Genomic DNA, 14,915 nt, shown 5'->3' with positions numbered 1-14,915 from the left:
ACTATGTCGGGCCGCCTCTGACTGTGATCGGTTACCCGTTGCTGGGTGGCAGCAAGCCAGCCTCTTGTGCAACAGCAACCTCATCGGCATCCAGTGCGCCATCGCCATTGGCGTCCATGGCCGAGAACGTGTCGGTATCCACTTCGGGCACCACGGCCTGAACTTCTTCGATGGTCAAAACGCCATCGCCGTTTGCATCCGCAGTGGATTGTGCAGCCGCCAGACTAGGCAGCCCAAGTGCAAGAGCCGTCAGCACGGCCAGATTTTGCGGTTTCATGTCATTGCCTCCTGAGTGAGTTTTTGCATTTTGCGTCCGGACAGGCACAAAGAACCGCGCCCCGAGGCCAACGTCACCCGCTTAACGGGACTCAACCATTTTCGCGCCAATCTCCGCGTGTTTGATCGAGTCGCATCCGCGATCTGTCGCCGGGCGAAACCATCACCGGCGGTTTCGGCGGTTCTTGCCCGACGCAATTCCGGCAATCCGGCAAAGCTCTGCTGACCGGGCCGAGTCGGGCGCAAAAAAGAAAGGGGGCCGAAGCCCCCTGTCAGTTTCGCCTTCCAGGCTCATATCGTTGACCGCCCGGTGTTTTTTTGCCTGCGGCCTGGACTGCGCATGGGGCGAGCGCACCCGCCCCGTGAGAGAGTGGGAAAGAGCAAATATTCCGCCCCACCCTGTTCCCGGCCAACACGGGCATGTCGGCCGAGTGGAAAAAGGTCAGTTGGTAAGTCTGCTCCCTTCCTCCGTATTCGTCGGGGTCGGTTGCTGTGGCAGCGTCCGACCCCTGCGCCCCGGGGTGCCGGGGCGCTGTGTTCAGCTACACCCGCTTGTCGCGCCGCAGGTGTTGCATTTCATGCAGGTGCCGTTGCGCACCAGTGTGTAGTTGCCGCATTCGCCGCACGGGTCGCCCTCATAGCCCTGCATCTTGGCTTTGGTACGGGCGTCCATCCCGGTTGCAACGGCGGTTTCCGTCACTTGCGCCTCGAACACAGCTGCGGTTTCGGCCAGGCCGTTGATCTCGGCCTGCCCACCGTTCAGCGCCATCAGGTCTTGTGGCAACCGCTTGCGAAGATACCCGGTCGAGCTGATTTGTTTCAGCACTTCCAAGGACTTGTTGGCCGCGCTTTCGCTGATTTCAGAGACGTTCGAGACGCCCTCATCCTCACCCCGACCCAGATCGTCAAAGCTTGCGCCTTCGGGTTTCACATGGGCCAAATCGGTGCGGTCCAGATAGGACACGGCCAATTCGCGGAAAATGTAGTCCAGGATCGACGTCGCGTTCTTGATCGAGTCGTTGCCCTGCACCATCCCGGCCGGTTCGAACTTGGTGAAGGTAAAGGCATCCACGAATTCTTCCAGCGGTACGCCATATTGCAGGCCAACCGACACCGCGATGGCAAAGTTGTTCATCATCGCCCGGAAGCCAGCGCCTTCCTTGTGCATGTCGATGAAGATCTCGCCCAGCTGTCCGTCTTCAAACTCACCGGTGCGCAGATAGACCTTGTGGCCGCCGACGATGGCCTTTTGGGTATAACCTTTACGGCGATGAGGCAGTTTTTCGCGATGGCTGCGGATCATTTCCTTGACCACAACCTTCTCGATCACTTTCTCGGCCAGAACGACGGCTTTTTCCTGCGGCGTCCCGGTTTCCAGCACTTCTGCCGCCTCGTCGTCATCCTCGACCAGCGCAGCGGCCAGCGGCTGCGACAGTTTCGAGCCGTCGCGATACAGCGCGTTGGCCTTCACACCCAGCGACCAGGACAGCTCATAGGCTTTCTGGCAATCCTCGATGGTGGCGTCATTCGGCATGTTGATCGTCTTGCTGATCGCACCCGAGATGAAGCTCTGCGCCGCGGCCATCATGGTGATGTGGCTGTCAACCCCAAGAAAACGCTTGCCTTTCTTGCCGCACGGGTTGGCGCAGTCGAAGATCGAATAATGTTCTTCCTTCAGATGCGGCGCACCTTCCAGCGTCATCGTACCGCAAACGTGGTCGTTGGCCGCGTCGATATCCGCCTTGGTAAAGCCCAGATGGCGCAGCAGATCGAAGGTCGGGTCGTTCAGCTTGGTGGCCGGGATGCCCAGAACGCCGGTGCAGAAATCCTCGCCCAATGTCCACTGGTTGAACACGAACCGGATATCGAAGGCGCTTTCCAGCGCGGCGTCGACCTTGGCCAGCTCATTCGGGCCAAAACCGTGACCGGTCAGCGAGGTGTGGTTGATCCCCGGCGCGTTGCCGATGGTGCCGTGACCAACGGCGTAGCTGACGATCTCTTCGATCTGGGCCGAGGAATAGCCCTGTTTTTCCAGCGCCGCAGGGACCGAGCGGTTGATGATCTTGAAATACCCGCCACCGGCCAGCTTCTTGAATTTGACCAGCGCAAAATCGGGCTCGATCCCGGTGGTGTCGCAATCCATCACCAGACCGATGGTGCCGGTCGGCGCAATCACGGTGGCCTGCGCGTTGCGGTATCCGTTCTGCTCACCCAGGCTTAGCGCTTCGTCCCAGGCGGACATGGCCAGGTCGATAAGGCGTTTGTCCGGGCAGTTTGCGTGATCCAGAGGCACAGGCTTCACGGCCAGCTTCTCATAGCCCTCGGTCACACCCTGCGAAGCACGACGGTGGTTGCGGATGACCCGCAGCATATTGTCAGCGTTGCGCTCATAGCCATTGAACGGACCCAGTTCGCCCGCAATCTCGGCCGAGGTCGCATAGGCCACACCGGTCATGATCGCGGTCAGCGCGCCGCAGATCGCGCGGCCTTCATCCGAGTCATAGCTGTGGCCCATATTCATCAGCAGACCGCCGATATTGGCATAGCCCAGACCCAGGGTACGGAAATCATAGGACAGTTGCGCGATTTCCTTGGACGGGAACTGCGCCATGGTGACCGAGATTTCCAGCGTCAGTGTCCACAGACGCGACGCATGCATATAATCCGCCGCCTGGAACTCATCATCCTTGAGGAAGGTCAGCAGGTTCATCGACGCCAGGTTACAGGCCGTGTCGTCAAGGAACATGTATTCCGAACACGGGTTCGAGCCGCGAATCTCACCGTCTTTAGGGCATGTGTGCCATTCGTTGACGGTGTCATGGAACTGAATGCCGGGATCGGCACAGGCCCAGGCCGCGTGGCCGACTTTTTCCCACAGATCGCGCGCCTTGACGGTCTTGGCGACCTCGCCGTTGGTGCGGTTGATCAGCTCCCAATCGGCGTCTTTCTCAACCGCGGTCAGGAAGGCATTGGTGACGCGGATCGAGTTGTTCGAGTTCTGCCCCGAGACCGAGCTATAGGCTTCGGAATCCCAGTCCGTGTCGTAGGTCGGGAATTCGATGCTGTCATGGCCCTGCTTGGCATAGTCCAGAACGCGCTTGATGTAAGTCTCAGGGATCGCAACATTTTTCGCCTCACGAACCGCCTTTTTCAGGCTGTCATTCGTCTTGGGGTCATAGGCATCGTCCTGCGCCCCGTCCCAGCTGCGAATGGCCTCGAAAATGCCGTTCAGCATCTTCTCGTGCATCTTCGATCCGGCAACGATCGAGGCTACTTTCTGCTCTTCGATCACCTTCCATTCGATGAATTGCTCGATATCGGGATGATCTGCATCGACGATCACCATCTTTGCTGCTCGACGGGTTGTCCCGCCCGATTTGATCGCGCCAGCGGCGCGGTCGCCGATCTTGAGAAAGCCCATCAGGCCCGAGGATTTGCCGCCACCAGACAGCGCCTCACCATCGGCCCGCAAATGGCTGAAATTGGTTCCGGTACCAGATCCGTATTTGAACAGGCGCGCTTCGCGGACCCACAGGTCCATGATGCCGCCTTCGTTGACCAGATCATCACCGACGGATTGGATGAAACAGGCATGCGGCTGCGGATGCTCATAAGCAGATTTTGATTTGGTCAGCTTGCCGGTCTTGTAGTCGACATAGTGGTGCCCCTGTGCCGGGCCGTCGATTCCATAAGCCCAATGCAGGCCTGTGTTGAACCATTGCGGGCTGTTCGGCGCGGCGCGCTGGGTCGCCAGCATATAGCGCATCTCATCGAAATAGGCGCGCGCGTCATCCTCGGTCGAGAAATAGCCGCCTTTCCAACCCCAATAGGCCCAGGCACCCGCCAGTCGGTCGAACACTTGCTTGGAAGATGTTTCACCGTCGAATTCCGCGTCCTCGGCAGGCACGGACCGCCATAGGAACTCGGGAACGCCTTTTTCCTTTACCTTCTTCAGCCTGGACGGAACGCCCGCTTTGCGGAAGTATTTCTGAGCGATGACGTCGCTGGCCACCTGGCTCCAGCTTGTGGGGACTTCGATATCGTCAAGGCGGAACACAATGGTTCCGTCGGGATTCCGAATCTCGGAAGTTGCAGACACGAAATCGAGATCTGAATATGCGTCCTGCCCCGGTTTGGTGAATTTTCTTTCAATCTTCATGTCCGCTGCCTTCGAATTATTGACCGTCTATTAAGCGTCGAGCCCAAGAAATGCCGAGCCGCCCACCATGCCGAACCTGACAGACGCACCTCGCCGGGCGCCGCTGACAGCAGCGCAAAACCGTCTTAGCGGTTGCACAATACGTTGGTGTGCCTTCCGTCCCTTGCCTGCGCCTTCCCCGGATTTCATACCAGATGTAGTGGCGTCATGTTCGGCTCATACAATCTGGCGTATATCGACATACAACGTCAACGGCCTTTTTCCGCCATTTTTGAAATCTTTTTTGTTGACGTGTCCCCGATCATGGGCACCGGATACCTGTTGCGCGATTCCTCCACAGGATCATCCACGGCGAATTTCCGCTGATCCTGAACAACGTCAAACGAAATTGCCGTTTTTACCAGCATGGTTATCCGCGTTTGATCAACCGCTGCTATGCTGGCTAGGCTGTCATAGAATCACTCCACCTGGGCGTTGCGACCGATGCGCTGTGTCCAGAACAATACAAATGATTGAAAGCTTACAAGCACATGAAGATGTTTCGCATTGTCCCAGCACTCGCTCTGATCGTGGCCTGCACACCACAAGATGTGCCCGAGGCCACCCGCAGTGCACAATTCGAAAGTTACCCTGACAGGCTGTTCAGGACCTTTGAAACAAGCTGTACCGGACCCGGCGAAACTTTCCGGCGGGTCGGAGGCCAGTCCGTCGAATGCAGCGAGTTTCTGCCACCGGATGCCACCGCCTATCTGATTCTGACATATGGCGGCTCGCCCGAGGACCTGCCGCAAAGCGTCATGCGCCTGACCTCAACAAAGAACGAGGCAGGATACAGGGTGGATGCAACGCTGTTTTTCAAGGTCCCGCAAAAAGACGGAGGTCCCGTCGAAGTTCCCGTCGAAAGCAAAACCCTGGACCGCGCGCTTGGCGCGCTCTACCAGGCGATGGGTGGTTCACCAGCTTAAGTGAAGGAAGTGGTCGGGGCGGCAGGATTCGAACCTACGACCCCCTGTACCCAAAACAGGTGCGCTACCAGACTGCGCCACGCCCCGGACCGTGCGCTGTTCCTAACGATGCCGATCTGATTTGAAAAGCCCTAACAGGGCCAAATTGCGGGACCTTGCGAAAAAATTTCATGCCGCATCTGGGTACCGGGCTTGATACCGTACCGAGCGGACAGTCCAGCATTGATTTCCAGCACCGCAAATACGTCGCTTCCCCCATCGATCGGGGTCTCGTCGCCCGGAATCGCCCCTTCATGGACGCGTGTGACGGTTCCGGCGCGATCAACGAAAATCATGTCCAGGGGAATCAGGGTGTTTTTCATCCAGAACGCCACCCGCTGCGGCGGATCATAGACGAACAGCATACCAGAGCGGTTGGGCAGGTTTTCGCGAAACATCAACCCACGCGCCTTTTCTTTACCGGTCACCGCAAGCTCGATGTCAAACCGGACATGGGTTTGATCATTGCGCAGTTCCACCCGATCCAGACGGCATTCAGCTGCAACACTCCCGGCCGCAACTGTCAGACACAAAGCCAGAAGGGTCAAAAACCGTTTCATAAGGGATCAGCCGTCCAGCGCCGCTTCCCAAGCAAGCACCTGAGCCGCCATTCGACCCCGCTTGCCGTCTATCACCCGCATCGCAAGCGCCTCGCCCGGCTGCAGATCGGCAAGACCCGACCGGCGTAGAACCTCAATGTGCAGGAAGACATCTTCACCCCGACCGAACACATTGGCAAACCCGAATCCCTTGCCCTTGTCGAACCATTTGACGCGCGCGGCCTCCAGCGGCGCCGTGGCAATCGCAGCGGGATCAAGCTCGGCAAAATCGGCCAGCATCATCGAGTCGGTGCGCGCCGGTGGATCAACAGCAATAACCTCGACCGCCTGAACACCGCGATCGGTGCGATGCGTCATGATCTCGATGCCAGCCCCATCAGCGACCGAGCTTTGCCCAAAATTGCGCAAAACATTAACATGCAAAAGAATATCCGGGCCGCCTTCATCGGACACAACGAATCCGTATCCCTTTGCGGGATCAAACCATTTCACGTGTCCTCGAACGCGATACATGTTGTTCAGATCATCTGGCACGGTTTTCCCATCGCGAATATTAGCAGATCGTTAAGGGTTTGTTGTTTATGGGAATGGCAGGCAATTTCAAGCTGAAAAAAACGTTTGATTTCCGCCTGTTGCATTTCGCGACACGTGAACGTCATGGATTCAACCTTTGCACTTGCCATGCGGACCCTGGGTCAACTCGCCGCCACCTGAACCGGTCATGCAGACGAAAGGCCCCATCGGCCCAGAACTCGATCTCGGTCGGGGCCAATCTGTATCCACCCCAAAATGGCGGGCGTGGCGGATTGGCACCCAGTTTGGCCGTCACCTTTGCAACCTCGGCCATCAACGCGGTCCGGCTGCTCAGGGGCTGAGACTGCTTTGAAGCCCACGCCCCCAACCGGCTTTTCAAAGACCGTGACGCGTAATACGCGTCCGCTTGCGGCCCGCTCTCTTTGGTTATTGTACCACGAACGCGAACCTGTCGTCTCAAAGATTTCCAATGCATGACAAATGCCGCTTTTCCCGCACTGTCCAACTCACCCGCCTTGGCGCTTTCATAGTTGGTATAAAAGACAAAAGCGCCATCTTCGATTTCCTTCAAAAGCACCATGCGCGCATTGGGCATGCCACTTTCATCAACGGTCGCCAGCGCAATCGCGTTCGGGTCATTCGGTTCGGTCTGTTCGGCTTCTGCCAGCCACCGAGCCGCTATTTCCAACGGATCGGTCCCGGCAAAGATGCCATCGCGCTCGGTCATTTCCATCCCCTGGAAAGAATTACGCACGAACCTAAGGCGATAACCTGCTGCGGGCAAGGGCACATGGCCTTGAAGCAGGACAATCTATGGCATAAACCCGTCGCAATCTAACGCGACGACAGGCGGAGAACCTAACATGTCTAATCAGTTGATGGCCGGTAAACGCGGCCTCATCATGGGACTGGCCAATGACAAATCAATCGCTTGGGGAATCGCCCGCGCTTTGTCCGATGCTGGGGCCGATCTGGCCTTTTCCTATCAGGGAGACGCGCTCAAGAAACGTGTCGATCCGCTGGCTGCACAACTGGGCAGCGAAATCGTTCTGCCGTGCGACGTCGGCGATGAGGCCTCTGTCGACGCTCTTTTCACCTCTCTGGAAGAGAAGTGGGGCAAACTGGATTTCATCGTTCATGCAATCGGGTTTTCCGACAAAAACGAGTTGCGCGGTCGATATGTCGATACAAGCCGGGCGAACTTCAAGCTGACCATGGATATCTCGGTTTATTCGTTCACAGCAGTGATGCAGCGCGCCGAAAAGATGATGTCCGACGGCGGCAGCGCAATCACCCTGACCTACTACGGCGCCGAACAGGTCATGCCCCACTATAACGTTATGGGTGTCGCCAAGGCCGCCCTGGAAGCGTCGGTCAAGTACCTGGCCGAAGATCTGGGCAAAGACGGTATTCGCGTGAATTCGATCTCGGCCGGTCCGATCAAGACCCTCGCCGCAAGTGGTATCGGCGATTTCCGCTACATCATGAAGTGGAACGAGTACAATTCGCCCCTTCGCCGCAATGTGACGATCGAAGATGTGGGTAAATCCGCGCTCTATCTGCTGTCCGACCTCAGCAGCGGTGTCACGGGCGAAAACCTGCACGTGGATTCAGGGTATCATATCGTTGGCATGAAGGCCGTCGATGCCCCCGACGTTGAAAAAGGGTAAGAGCATGAGCGCCAAGGACCGTCTGCCGCACGAAAAAGGCTTTCACATCAGCTGGGATCAGATTCACCGCGACTCGCGCGCGCTGGCGTGGCGACTGGATGGCCAAGGTCCGGATGATGGGGCCTGGCGCGCTGTTGTTGCCATCACCCGGGGCGGAATGGCCCCGGCCATGATCGTCAGCCGTGAACTGGATATCCGAACCGTCGATACGATCAGTGTACGCTCGTATCACCATCAGGAACAGGGTGAGGCCGAAGTTCTGAAAGCGCCTGATGCCGCGCTGATGGGCGATGGCGAAGGTATTCTGGTCGTCGATGATCTGGTCGACAGCGGCAAAACCCTTGAACTGGTGCGCGCGATGTACCCCAAGGCGCATTTTGCAACAGTTTACGCCAAACCAAAGGGGCGCCCGATGGTGAACACCTTCATCACCGAGGTCAGCCAGGACACATGGATCTTTTTCCCGTGGGACATGGCGCTGCAATATGTCGAGCCTTATCGCGGCACCGACTGATTGCGTCTTGCTGCACGCACCCTGCCCACTCTGAAACTTTCAGGAGCGCCGAATGAGCCTGACCCGGACCGCCGCCACCTTCGCCCCTCCGGTCATGGAGGCGCGGCGTTGGCTGGATGGCGTGAAGTTTCCCGCCGACCGACCGTTGATCAATGTCAGTCAGGCAGCGCCTGTCGATCCGCCCCCTTTGGCGCTGCGTCAGGCGATGGCCGAGTTCGCGATCTCGGACGACAATGCCCATCTTTACGGCCCGGTTCTGGGCAATGATGATCTGCGCGCGGAACTGGCGGCGCAGATCAGTGACCACTATGCAGGCGAGGTGCATCCAGCTCATATCGCCATCACATCGGGCTGCAATCAGGCGTTCTCGGCTGTGATCACGGCCATCACCGGCCAAGGGGACGAGGTCATTCTGCCAACGCCGTGGTACTTCAATCACAAGATGTGGCTGGACATGGCCGGTGTGCAGGCCGTTGATCTGCCCACTGGTGATGATCTGCTGCCCGACCCAGACGCAGCGCGTGTGCTGATCACGGACAAGACGCGCGCGATTGCTTTGGTCACACCCAATAACCCCGGCGGCGTTGAATACCCTGCTGAGCTGGTCCGTGCCTTCTACGATCTGGCACGCGAGACAGGCATCCGCTTGCTTGTGGATGAGACCTACCGCGATTTCGACAGTCGCAGCGGCCCGCCACATGATTTGTTTCAGAACCCCGGCTGGGATGAAACATTGGTGCATCTCTATTCATTTTCCAAAGCCTACCGGCTGACCGGGCATCGTGTGGGGGCCATTGCAACGGGCACCGCCCTGTTGGCCGAAACCGAAAAGTTTCTGGACACTGTTGCCATCTGCCCCGGTCAGATCGGACAGTTCGCAGCCCTTTGGGGCATGCAGAATCTTTCGCAGTGGCTGGCCGGAGAGCGCGACGAAATCCTCGACCGGCGCGCCGCGATTGCCGAAGGCATGCCAAAACTCGAGGCCAAGGGTTGGCGTCTGCTGGGTTTGGGCGCCTATTTTGCCTATCTCGAACACCCATTCGAGATCCCATCTGACGAACTGGCCCGTCGACTGGTGCCCGAGGCAGGTGTGCTGCTGTTGCCCGGCACCATGTTCATGCCCGACCATGATCCAGCTGGAAAACGGCAGGTGCGCATTGCATTCGCCAATCTGGATCGGGCTGGGATCGCCCAATTGTTCGACCGGTTGCAGGCCCTGTCCTTCTAAGCTTGCCCCCCGGCGGTGCGCGTCGTATTCAGGGCCGCAACCGACAAGACAAGCAGTAAGAGGGCACCATGGCCGCAGGCAAAAACAGTCTTTCGAAAACCTTTGTCTGGATTCTGATGGGCCTGCTGTTTGTGGGTCTCGCAGGCTTTGGCGCCACCAGCCTGACCGGCACCATTCGCACGGTCGCCCAGGTCGGGGACGAGAGCATCTCGGTCGACGCCTACGTGCGCGAATTGCAACGTGAGATTCGCGCGGTTGAGGCGCAAACCGGTCAGGCCATGCAGATGTCTCAGGCCCGCGCACTGGGATTGGAACAGCTGGCCTTGTCACGCCTGACCGCGTTGGCTGCGCTCGACAACGAAGTCGGACAGCTGGGCATTTCGATCGGCGATGAAAACCTGCAGCAGGATATCGTTTCGATCCCCGCTTTTCAGGGCGTCAATGGCACGTTCGACCGTGAGGCGTATCGTTTCCAACTTGAACAGATCGGCATGACAGATTCCGAGTTCGAATCGGATTTGCGCAAGGAATCCTCGCGCACTATCGTGCAGGGCGCTCTGATGGGCGGCGTTCAGATGCCCAGCACCCTGACGGACACTCTGACAGACTACATCGGCGCGCGCCGCAGCTTTACCGTGGCGACCGTAGGCGCGGACGCGTTGGAAACACCAGTGGCCGATCCGACTGACGACCAGATCCAAGTCTACTATGATGAAAACCAGAACCAGTTCACCCTACCTCGAACCAAACGCCTGACCTATGCGATCCTGTCGCCTGCGATGCTGGTGGATGAGGTCGAAGTTGACAGCGATTCTCTGCGTCGCCTCTACGAAGAGCGCTCGGCAGAGTATCAGCAGCCCGAACGTCGCCTTGTGGAACGGTTGAACTTTCCCAGCGAAGAAGCGGCAAACGACGCCAAGGCGCAGCTTGAAGTCGGTGGCACCACATTCGAGCAACTGGTGCGCGCGCGCGAGCTGGAGCTTGGCGATATTGATCTGGGTGACGTGACGCGTGAGGACTTGGGGGACGCGGCAGATGCTGTCTTTGCCGCCGATCTGGATAGCGTGGTTGGCCCTCTGCCATCGGTGTTCGGCCCGGCTCTGTTTCGCATCAATGGGTCGCTGGCTGCAAACAACGTGCCATTCGAAGACGCCGAGCCGACCCTGCGGGCAGAGTTGGCCTCGGACCGCGCCCGCCGCCTGATCGAGGCGCAATCGGAAGACATCAACGACATGCTGGCCGGTGGCGCAACCCTGGAAGAGTTGGCCCAAGAGACCGAAATGGAATTGGGCCAGATGGATTGGACCCGCAACAGTGATGAGGGCGTCGCAGCCTATGACGGCTTCCGCAGTGCTGCCGAGGCGGTACGCGAAGGCGACTTCCCCGAGATCGATTTCCTCGAAGACGGCTCGATCTTTGCGCTGCGCCTGAATGAAGAGCTTGCCCCCCGCCCCGAGCCGCTGGACAGCGCCCGGGATCGCGTCGCAGCAGCCTGGGTACAGGCCGAAACCGCAAGAGTTCTGCAGGAACAGGCAAACTCGGTTTTGACCGAACTGGCCACAGATGGCGATTTCACCGCCACCGGCTTGCCGTTTCGTGTCGAAAACGCCCTGACCCGGACAGCCTTTCTGGACGACGTACCGGCTGATTTCATGGCCGAGGTTTTTGAAATGGAACCTGACGAGCTTCGCGTTATCGGTGGTGAAGGTTCGGCCCTGATTGTGCGGCTGGACGAGGTATTGCCCCCGGCTGAAACCGACGAACTGCGCCAGTTGCAACAGGCGCTTTCAGCCCAGATGGATCAGGCATTGGCCCAGAACATCTTTGACGCGTTTGTACGCGATGCCCAGACCCGCGCCCGCCCGGTGATTGACCAGCAGGCCCTGAACGCCGTGCAGGCGAGTTACTGAACGAGACGCAGATGGCCCTGACACCCGAATTCGACAGTTTTGCGCGCGCCTATGAGGCGGGCGAGAATCAGGTCGTCTATACGCGCCTTGCGGCGGACCTCGACACGCCGGTTTCGCTGATGCTGAAACTGACCGGCGCGCAAAAGGACGCCTTTGTACTGGAATCCGTGACCGGCGGCGAAGTGCGCGGGCGGTATTCGATCATCGGAATGAAGCCCGACCTGATCTGGCGCTGCCGGGGGGAACAGTCCGAACTGAACCGCTCGGCCCGGTTTGATGCCGAGGCTTTCGCACCGCAAGACGGCAATCCGATGGACAATCTGCGGGCCTTGCTGGCCGAAAGCCGGATCGCCCTGCCCGACGACCTGCCACAGGCGGCGGCGGGACTGTTCGGCTATCTGGGCTATGATATGGTGCGGCTGGTCGAGTACCTGCCCGATGTGAACCCTGATCCGCTTGGCCTGCCTGATGCGATCATGTTGCGCCCGTCGGTTATCGCTGTACTGGATGGTGTAAAAGGGGAAGTGACCGTGGTTTCTCCGGCCTGGGTCAGCGAGGCTCAATCTGCCAAGGCCGCCTATGCACAAGCCGCCGAGCGCGTGATGGACGCGGTGCGCGATCTGGAACGCGCCATGCCCGCCGAGACCCGGGATCTGGGTGACGCGCATGAGGTCGCCCCGCCGGTATCGAACTTCACCAAATCCGGCTACATGGGCGCGGTCGAAAAGGCCAAGGAATACATCTGCGCAGGCGACATCTTTCAGGTCGTGCCAGCACAGCGCTGGACACAGGACTTCCCGCTGCCACCCTTTGCCCTCTACAGGTCGTTGCGACGCACCAACCCGTCGCCTTTCATGTTCTACTTTAACTTCGGCGGTTTTCAGGTCGTGGGCGCAAGCCCCGAAATTCTGGTGCGTGTCTTTGGCAATGAGGTGACGATCCGGCCAATCGCGGGCACACGTCCGCGTGGGGCGACCCCGGAAGAAGACAAGGCCAACGAACTCGATCTGATGGCTGATAAAAAAGAACTGGCAGAGCACCTGATGCTGCTGGATCTGGGCCGCAACGACACAGGGCGCGTTGCCAAGATCGGCACTGTGCGTCCGACCGAAGAGTTTATCATCGAGCGCTACAGTCACGTCATGCACATTGTGTCCAACGTGGTCGGGGAACTGGCCGAGGATAAAGACGCGCTTGACGCCTTTTTTGCCGGGATGCCTGCGGGAACGGTCTCGGGCGCGCCCAAAGTGCGCGCGATGGAGATCATTGATGAGCTCGAGCCGGAAAAGCGCGGCGTCTACGGTGGTGGTGTTGGCTATTTCAGCGCAGGTGGCGACATGGATATGTGCATCGCGCTGCGCACCGCCATTGTGAAGGATCACAAATTGTACATTCAGGCTGGAGGAGGCGTTGTCTACGACAGCGACCCCGAGGCCGAGTACATGGAAACAGTCCATAAATCCAACGCCATCAGACGCGCGGCGGCGGATGCGGCCCGGTTTACAGGTACAGGGAACAGTTAAAGAAAAAGGGCGGCTGATCCATCGATCCACCGCCCGTCTTCTTGGTCATGAACGTTACTGTGCGACCCGCTTCATCACGGCCGAGATCGGGGCCATCGCAACCCGGTTGTCGCGATCCTCAAGCCCCCATAGCAACAAGGCCGAAATCGTCTCGGGGCGCACACGGCCCAGCATCACGACTGTGCCCTCCTGCCCCGCGCGGAACGCCGCCTGATCGAGAAACCGGCGCATGATCTTCGCATCCTGCCGCGCGCCATCGATATCGCGGAACACCACGCCCGACGGAATACCGTTGCGGGCGGCCAGTTTCTGCACTGTATTCAGCCCGTTATCCTGTGTGATCAGACCCCGACCTGTATTGGCTGCAATGGCTGCAACCTGATCGGCAAGTTTGCGGTTGCCCTGAATGCCTGTCTCGACGCCTTCGAGAATACCAACCGTTTCCGACAAAGTATCCAGCCAGACGGCAAGCGAGACCTCGGCATCCTGCGCGCTTGCCGCTTCGGGAAGATCGGCCATAGCCAACACTTCGAAGCCGGCCGCCCGGTGGCGGGCCATCTTGTCGGCGGCATCCGGGTCAGAGGGGCTGACGGCAAAACTGATTGGATAGGGAAAGTCCTGCAAAGCTTCGGCCCCAAACGCGCCCTCATCATCGATCAGGATGATCGACATCAGCGGCTTGGCGTCCGGATTGTCGAAACTGGCTGCATAGTCCTCGATTGGCTTGCCGGTGGTCAAAGCGGCTGCATCGTCCGTTTCATCAGGCGCTGTTGGCGTGTCGTCGCGGTCCGTCAGTGGCAGGATGCGCTTGCCAACAAGCGTTCTGGTTGATGCGATCTCCTCGCCGCCAATCTGGGGCAGCGCGGCAATTTTTGGCAGCTTGCGCGGCAGAGCGTCTTCGTCCCCTTCGACCGCAATCGGGCTGTTTTCAAACGGGTTTTCCTGTTCCGTGTCCGCCTCTTCCGGCGCAGTCTGTGACGGCAACTCTGGCTCGGGTTGGAGCACAGCAACCTCTTCTGTCTCTGCAGACGGCTCTGGCGTGTCATCGACAACGACCGGTTCGGGCTCTTCCTCAGGTGTCGCCGAAGGCGCGCTGGGTGTAGGCGGCGCTGCAGGTGCATCGGTCACCACCGTGACCGTTGACTGCGTTTGCCGTTGCGGATCTTCCAACCCCTCGCCCTGATCAATGACCGCAGGCAGCTCGTCTGGAACCGTATCCAAATCGGACAAATCCGCCAGTTCATCCGGCGCATCAGCGGGTTTTGGCCCAGCGGGAGGCAATTCAACAAGATCTGCATCCGAGGGTGTTTCGGCAATCTGCTCGGGCACCCTGGGGGTTTCAACGTCCGCTGGTTCGGGTGCTTGGGTGGTGACAACTGGTCTGTTGGCCAGCGGTGTGTTCAACGACACAACCACACCCAGCATCAAAACAACGACCGCCCCGGCGACCATTCCTCCGAAAAATCCGCGCATTACTCGTGCCTTTCGCCTAATATTCTGCCTCGCCCGTCCTGCGCCATCTTTTGCGGCGCTCAGC

General features: G+C 59.0%; 12 protein-coding genes and 1 tRNA gene. 6 read left to right on the top strand and 7 right to left on the bottom strand.

The annotated features are described in order from the left end of the window. Window positions 1-31: 31 nt before the first annotated feature. Window positions 32-277, bottom strand: coding sequence for an EF-hand domain-containing protein (locus ACR0L4_RS03025; RefSeq protein WP_480510481.1), 246 nt, complete (start codon window positions 275-277; stop codon window positions 32-34). A gap of 537 nt (window positions 278-814) precedes the next feature. Then, the gene (locus ACR0L4_RS03020) at window positions 815-4,435 is read right to left on the bottom strand and encodes a vitamin B12-dependent ribonucleotide reductase (RefSeq protein ID WP_480510479.1); all 3,621 of its coding nucleotides are present in this window, start codon (window positions 4,433-4,435) and stop codon (window positions 815-817) included. 536 nt (window positions 4,436-4,971) lie between these two features. Between ACR0L4_RS03020 and ACR0L4_RS03015 the strand changes: the two genes are divergently transcribed. Next, a complete protein-coding gene (locus ACR0L4_RS03015; protein ID WP_480510477.1) occupies window positions 4,972-5,400 on the top strand; it encodes a hypothetical protein in 429 nt (142 codons plus the stop codon). A gap of 10 nt (window positions 5,401-5,410) precedes the next feature. Here the strand turns inward: ACR0L4_RS03015 and ACR0L4_RS03010 are convergent. From ACR0L4_RS03010 to pdxH, 4 genes are all read right to left on the bottom strand, one after another. After that, window positions 5,411-5,487, bottom strand: a tRNA-Pro gene (locus ACR0L4_RS03010). A gap of 44 nt (window positions 5,488-5,531) precedes the next feature. Then, complete coding sequence (locus ACR0L4_RS03005; RefSeq protein WP_170748737.1) at window positions 5,532-5,999, bottom strand: DUF192 domain-containing protein; 468 nt, start codon at window positions 5,997-5,999, stop codon at window positions 5,532-5,534. Window positions 6,000-6,005: 6 nt separating this feature from the next. Then, a complete protein-coding gene (locus ACR0L4_RS03000) occupies window positions 6,006-6,512 on the bottom strand; it encodes a cold-shock protein (RefSeq protein WP_480511133.1) in 507 nt (168 codons plus the stop codon). A gap of 142 nt (window positions 6,513-6,654) precedes the next feature. Further along, complete coding sequence (pdxH, locus tag ACR0L4_RS02995) at window positions 6,655-7,260, bottom strand: pyridoxamine 5'-phosphate oxidase (protein ID WP_480510475.1); 606 nt, start codon at window positions 7,258-7,260, stop codon at window positions 6,655-6,657. Between the two features lie 136 nt (window positions 7,261-7,396). Between pdxH and fabI the strand changes: the two genes are divergently transcribed. The 5 genes from fabI (at window position 7,397) to trpE (ending at window position 13,378) form a co-directional block, all read left to right on the top strand. Continuing rightward, the gene (gene fabI, locus ACR0L4_RS02990; protein ID WP_480510473.1) at window positions 7,397-8,203 is read left to right on the top strand and encodes an enoyl-ACP reductase FabI; all 807 of its coding nucleotides are present in this window, start codon (window positions 7,397-7,399) and stop codon (window positions 8,201-8,203) included. Between the two features lie 4 nt (window positions 8,204-8,207). After that, entirely contained in the window at window positions 8,208-8,717 is a 510-nt protein-coding gene (gene gpt, locus ACR0L4_RS02985) for a xanthine phosphoribosyltransferase (protein ID WP_170748734.1), read from the top strand. A 52-nt stretch (window positions 8,718-8,769) separates the two neighbouring features. Then, complete coding sequence (locus ACR0L4_RS02980) at window positions 8,770-9,945, top strand: aminotransferase (protein WP_480510470.1); 1,176 nt, start codon at window positions 8,770-8,772, stop codon at window positions 9,943-9,945. Between the two features lie 68 nt (window positions 9,946-10,013). Next, on the top strand, window positions 10,014-11,855 hold the full coding sequence (locus ACR0L4_RS02975; RefSeq protein ID WP_480510468.1) for a SurA N-terminal domain-containing protein: 1,842 nt from the start codon (window positions 10,014-10,016) through the stop codon (window positions 11,853-11,855). Between the two features lie 11 nt (window positions 11,856-11,866). Then, a complete protein-coding gene (gene trpE / locus ACR0L4_RS02970; protein WP_480510466.1) occupies window positions 11,867-13,378 on the top strand; it encodes an anthranilate synthase component I in 1,512 nt (503 codons plus the stop codon). A 54-nt stretch (window positions 13,379-13,432) separates the two neighbouring features. Here trpE and ACR0L4_RS02965 read toward each other — a convergent pair whose 3' ends face one another. Continuing rightward, window positions 13,433-14,851 (bottom strand): divergent polysaccharide deacetylase family protein, encoded by a 1,419-nt coding sequence (locus ACR0L4_RS02965; RefSeq protein ID WP_480510464.1) that lies wholly within the window; start codon window positions 14,849-14,851, stop codon window positions 13,433-13,435. Window positions 14,852-14,915: the final 64 nt, after the last annotated feature.

Source organism: Ruegeria sp. AB5, assembly GCF_056542645.1.
Note: the sequence above shows the minus strand (reverse complement) of the source record. Positions and strands in the feature narration are given on the sequence as shown.

What these genes read in the sequence shown, in the direction of transcription:
- fabI (WP_480510473.1), top strand. Translation starts at nt 7,397, where the DNA reads ATGTCTAATCAGTTGATGGCCGGTAAACGCGGCCTCATCATGGGACTG.
- trpE (WP_480510466.1), top strand. Translation starts at nt 11,867, where the DNA reads ATGGCCCTGACACCCGAATTCGACAGTTTTGCGCGCGCCTATGAGGCG.
- ACR0L4_RS02980 (WP_480510470.1), top strand. Translation starts at nt 8,770, where the DNA reads ATGAGCCTGACCCGGACCGCCGCCACCTTCGCCCCTCCGGTCATGGAG.
- ACR0L4_RS03005 (WP_170748737.1), bottom strand. Translation starts at nt 5,999, where the DNA reads ATGAAACGGTTTTTGACCCTTCTGGCTTTGTGTCTGACAGTTGCGGCC.
- ACR0L4_RS03000 (WP_480511133.1), bottom strand. Translation starts at nt 6,512, where the DNA reads ATGTATCGCGTTCGAGGACACGTGAAATGGTTTGATCCCGCAAAGGGA.
- ACR0L4_RS03015 (WP_480510477.1), top strand. Translation starts at nt 4,972, where the DNA reads ATGTTTCGCATTGTCCCAGCACTCGCTCTGATCGTGGCCTGCACACCA.
- gpt (WP_170748734.1), top strand. Translation starts at nt 8,208, where the DNA reads ATGAGCGCCAAGGACCGTCTGCCGCACGAAAAAGGCTTTCACATCAGC.
- ACR0L4_RS03025 (WP_480510481.1), bottom strand. Translation starts at nt 277, where the DNA reads ATGAAACCGCAAAATCTGGCCGTGCTGACGGCTCTTGCACTTGGGCTG.
- ACR0L4_RS02975 (WP_480510468.1), top strand. Translation starts at nt 10,014, where the DNA reads ATGGCCGCAGGCAAAAACAGTCTTTCGAAAACCTTTGTCTGGATTCTG.
- pdxH (WP_480510475.1), bottom strand. Translation starts at nt 7,260, where the DNA reads ATGACCGAGCGCGATGGCATCTTTGCCGGGACCGATCCGTTGGAAATA.
- ACR0L4_RS02965 (WP_480510464.1), bottom strand. Translation starts at nt 14,851, where the DNA reads ATGCGCGGATTTTTCGGAGGAATGGTCGCCGGGGCGGTCGTTGTTTTG.
- ACR0L4_RS03020 (WP_480510479.1), bottom strand. Translation starts at nt 4,435, where the DNA reads ATGAAGATTGAAAGAAAATTCACCAAACCGGGGCAGGACGCATATTCA.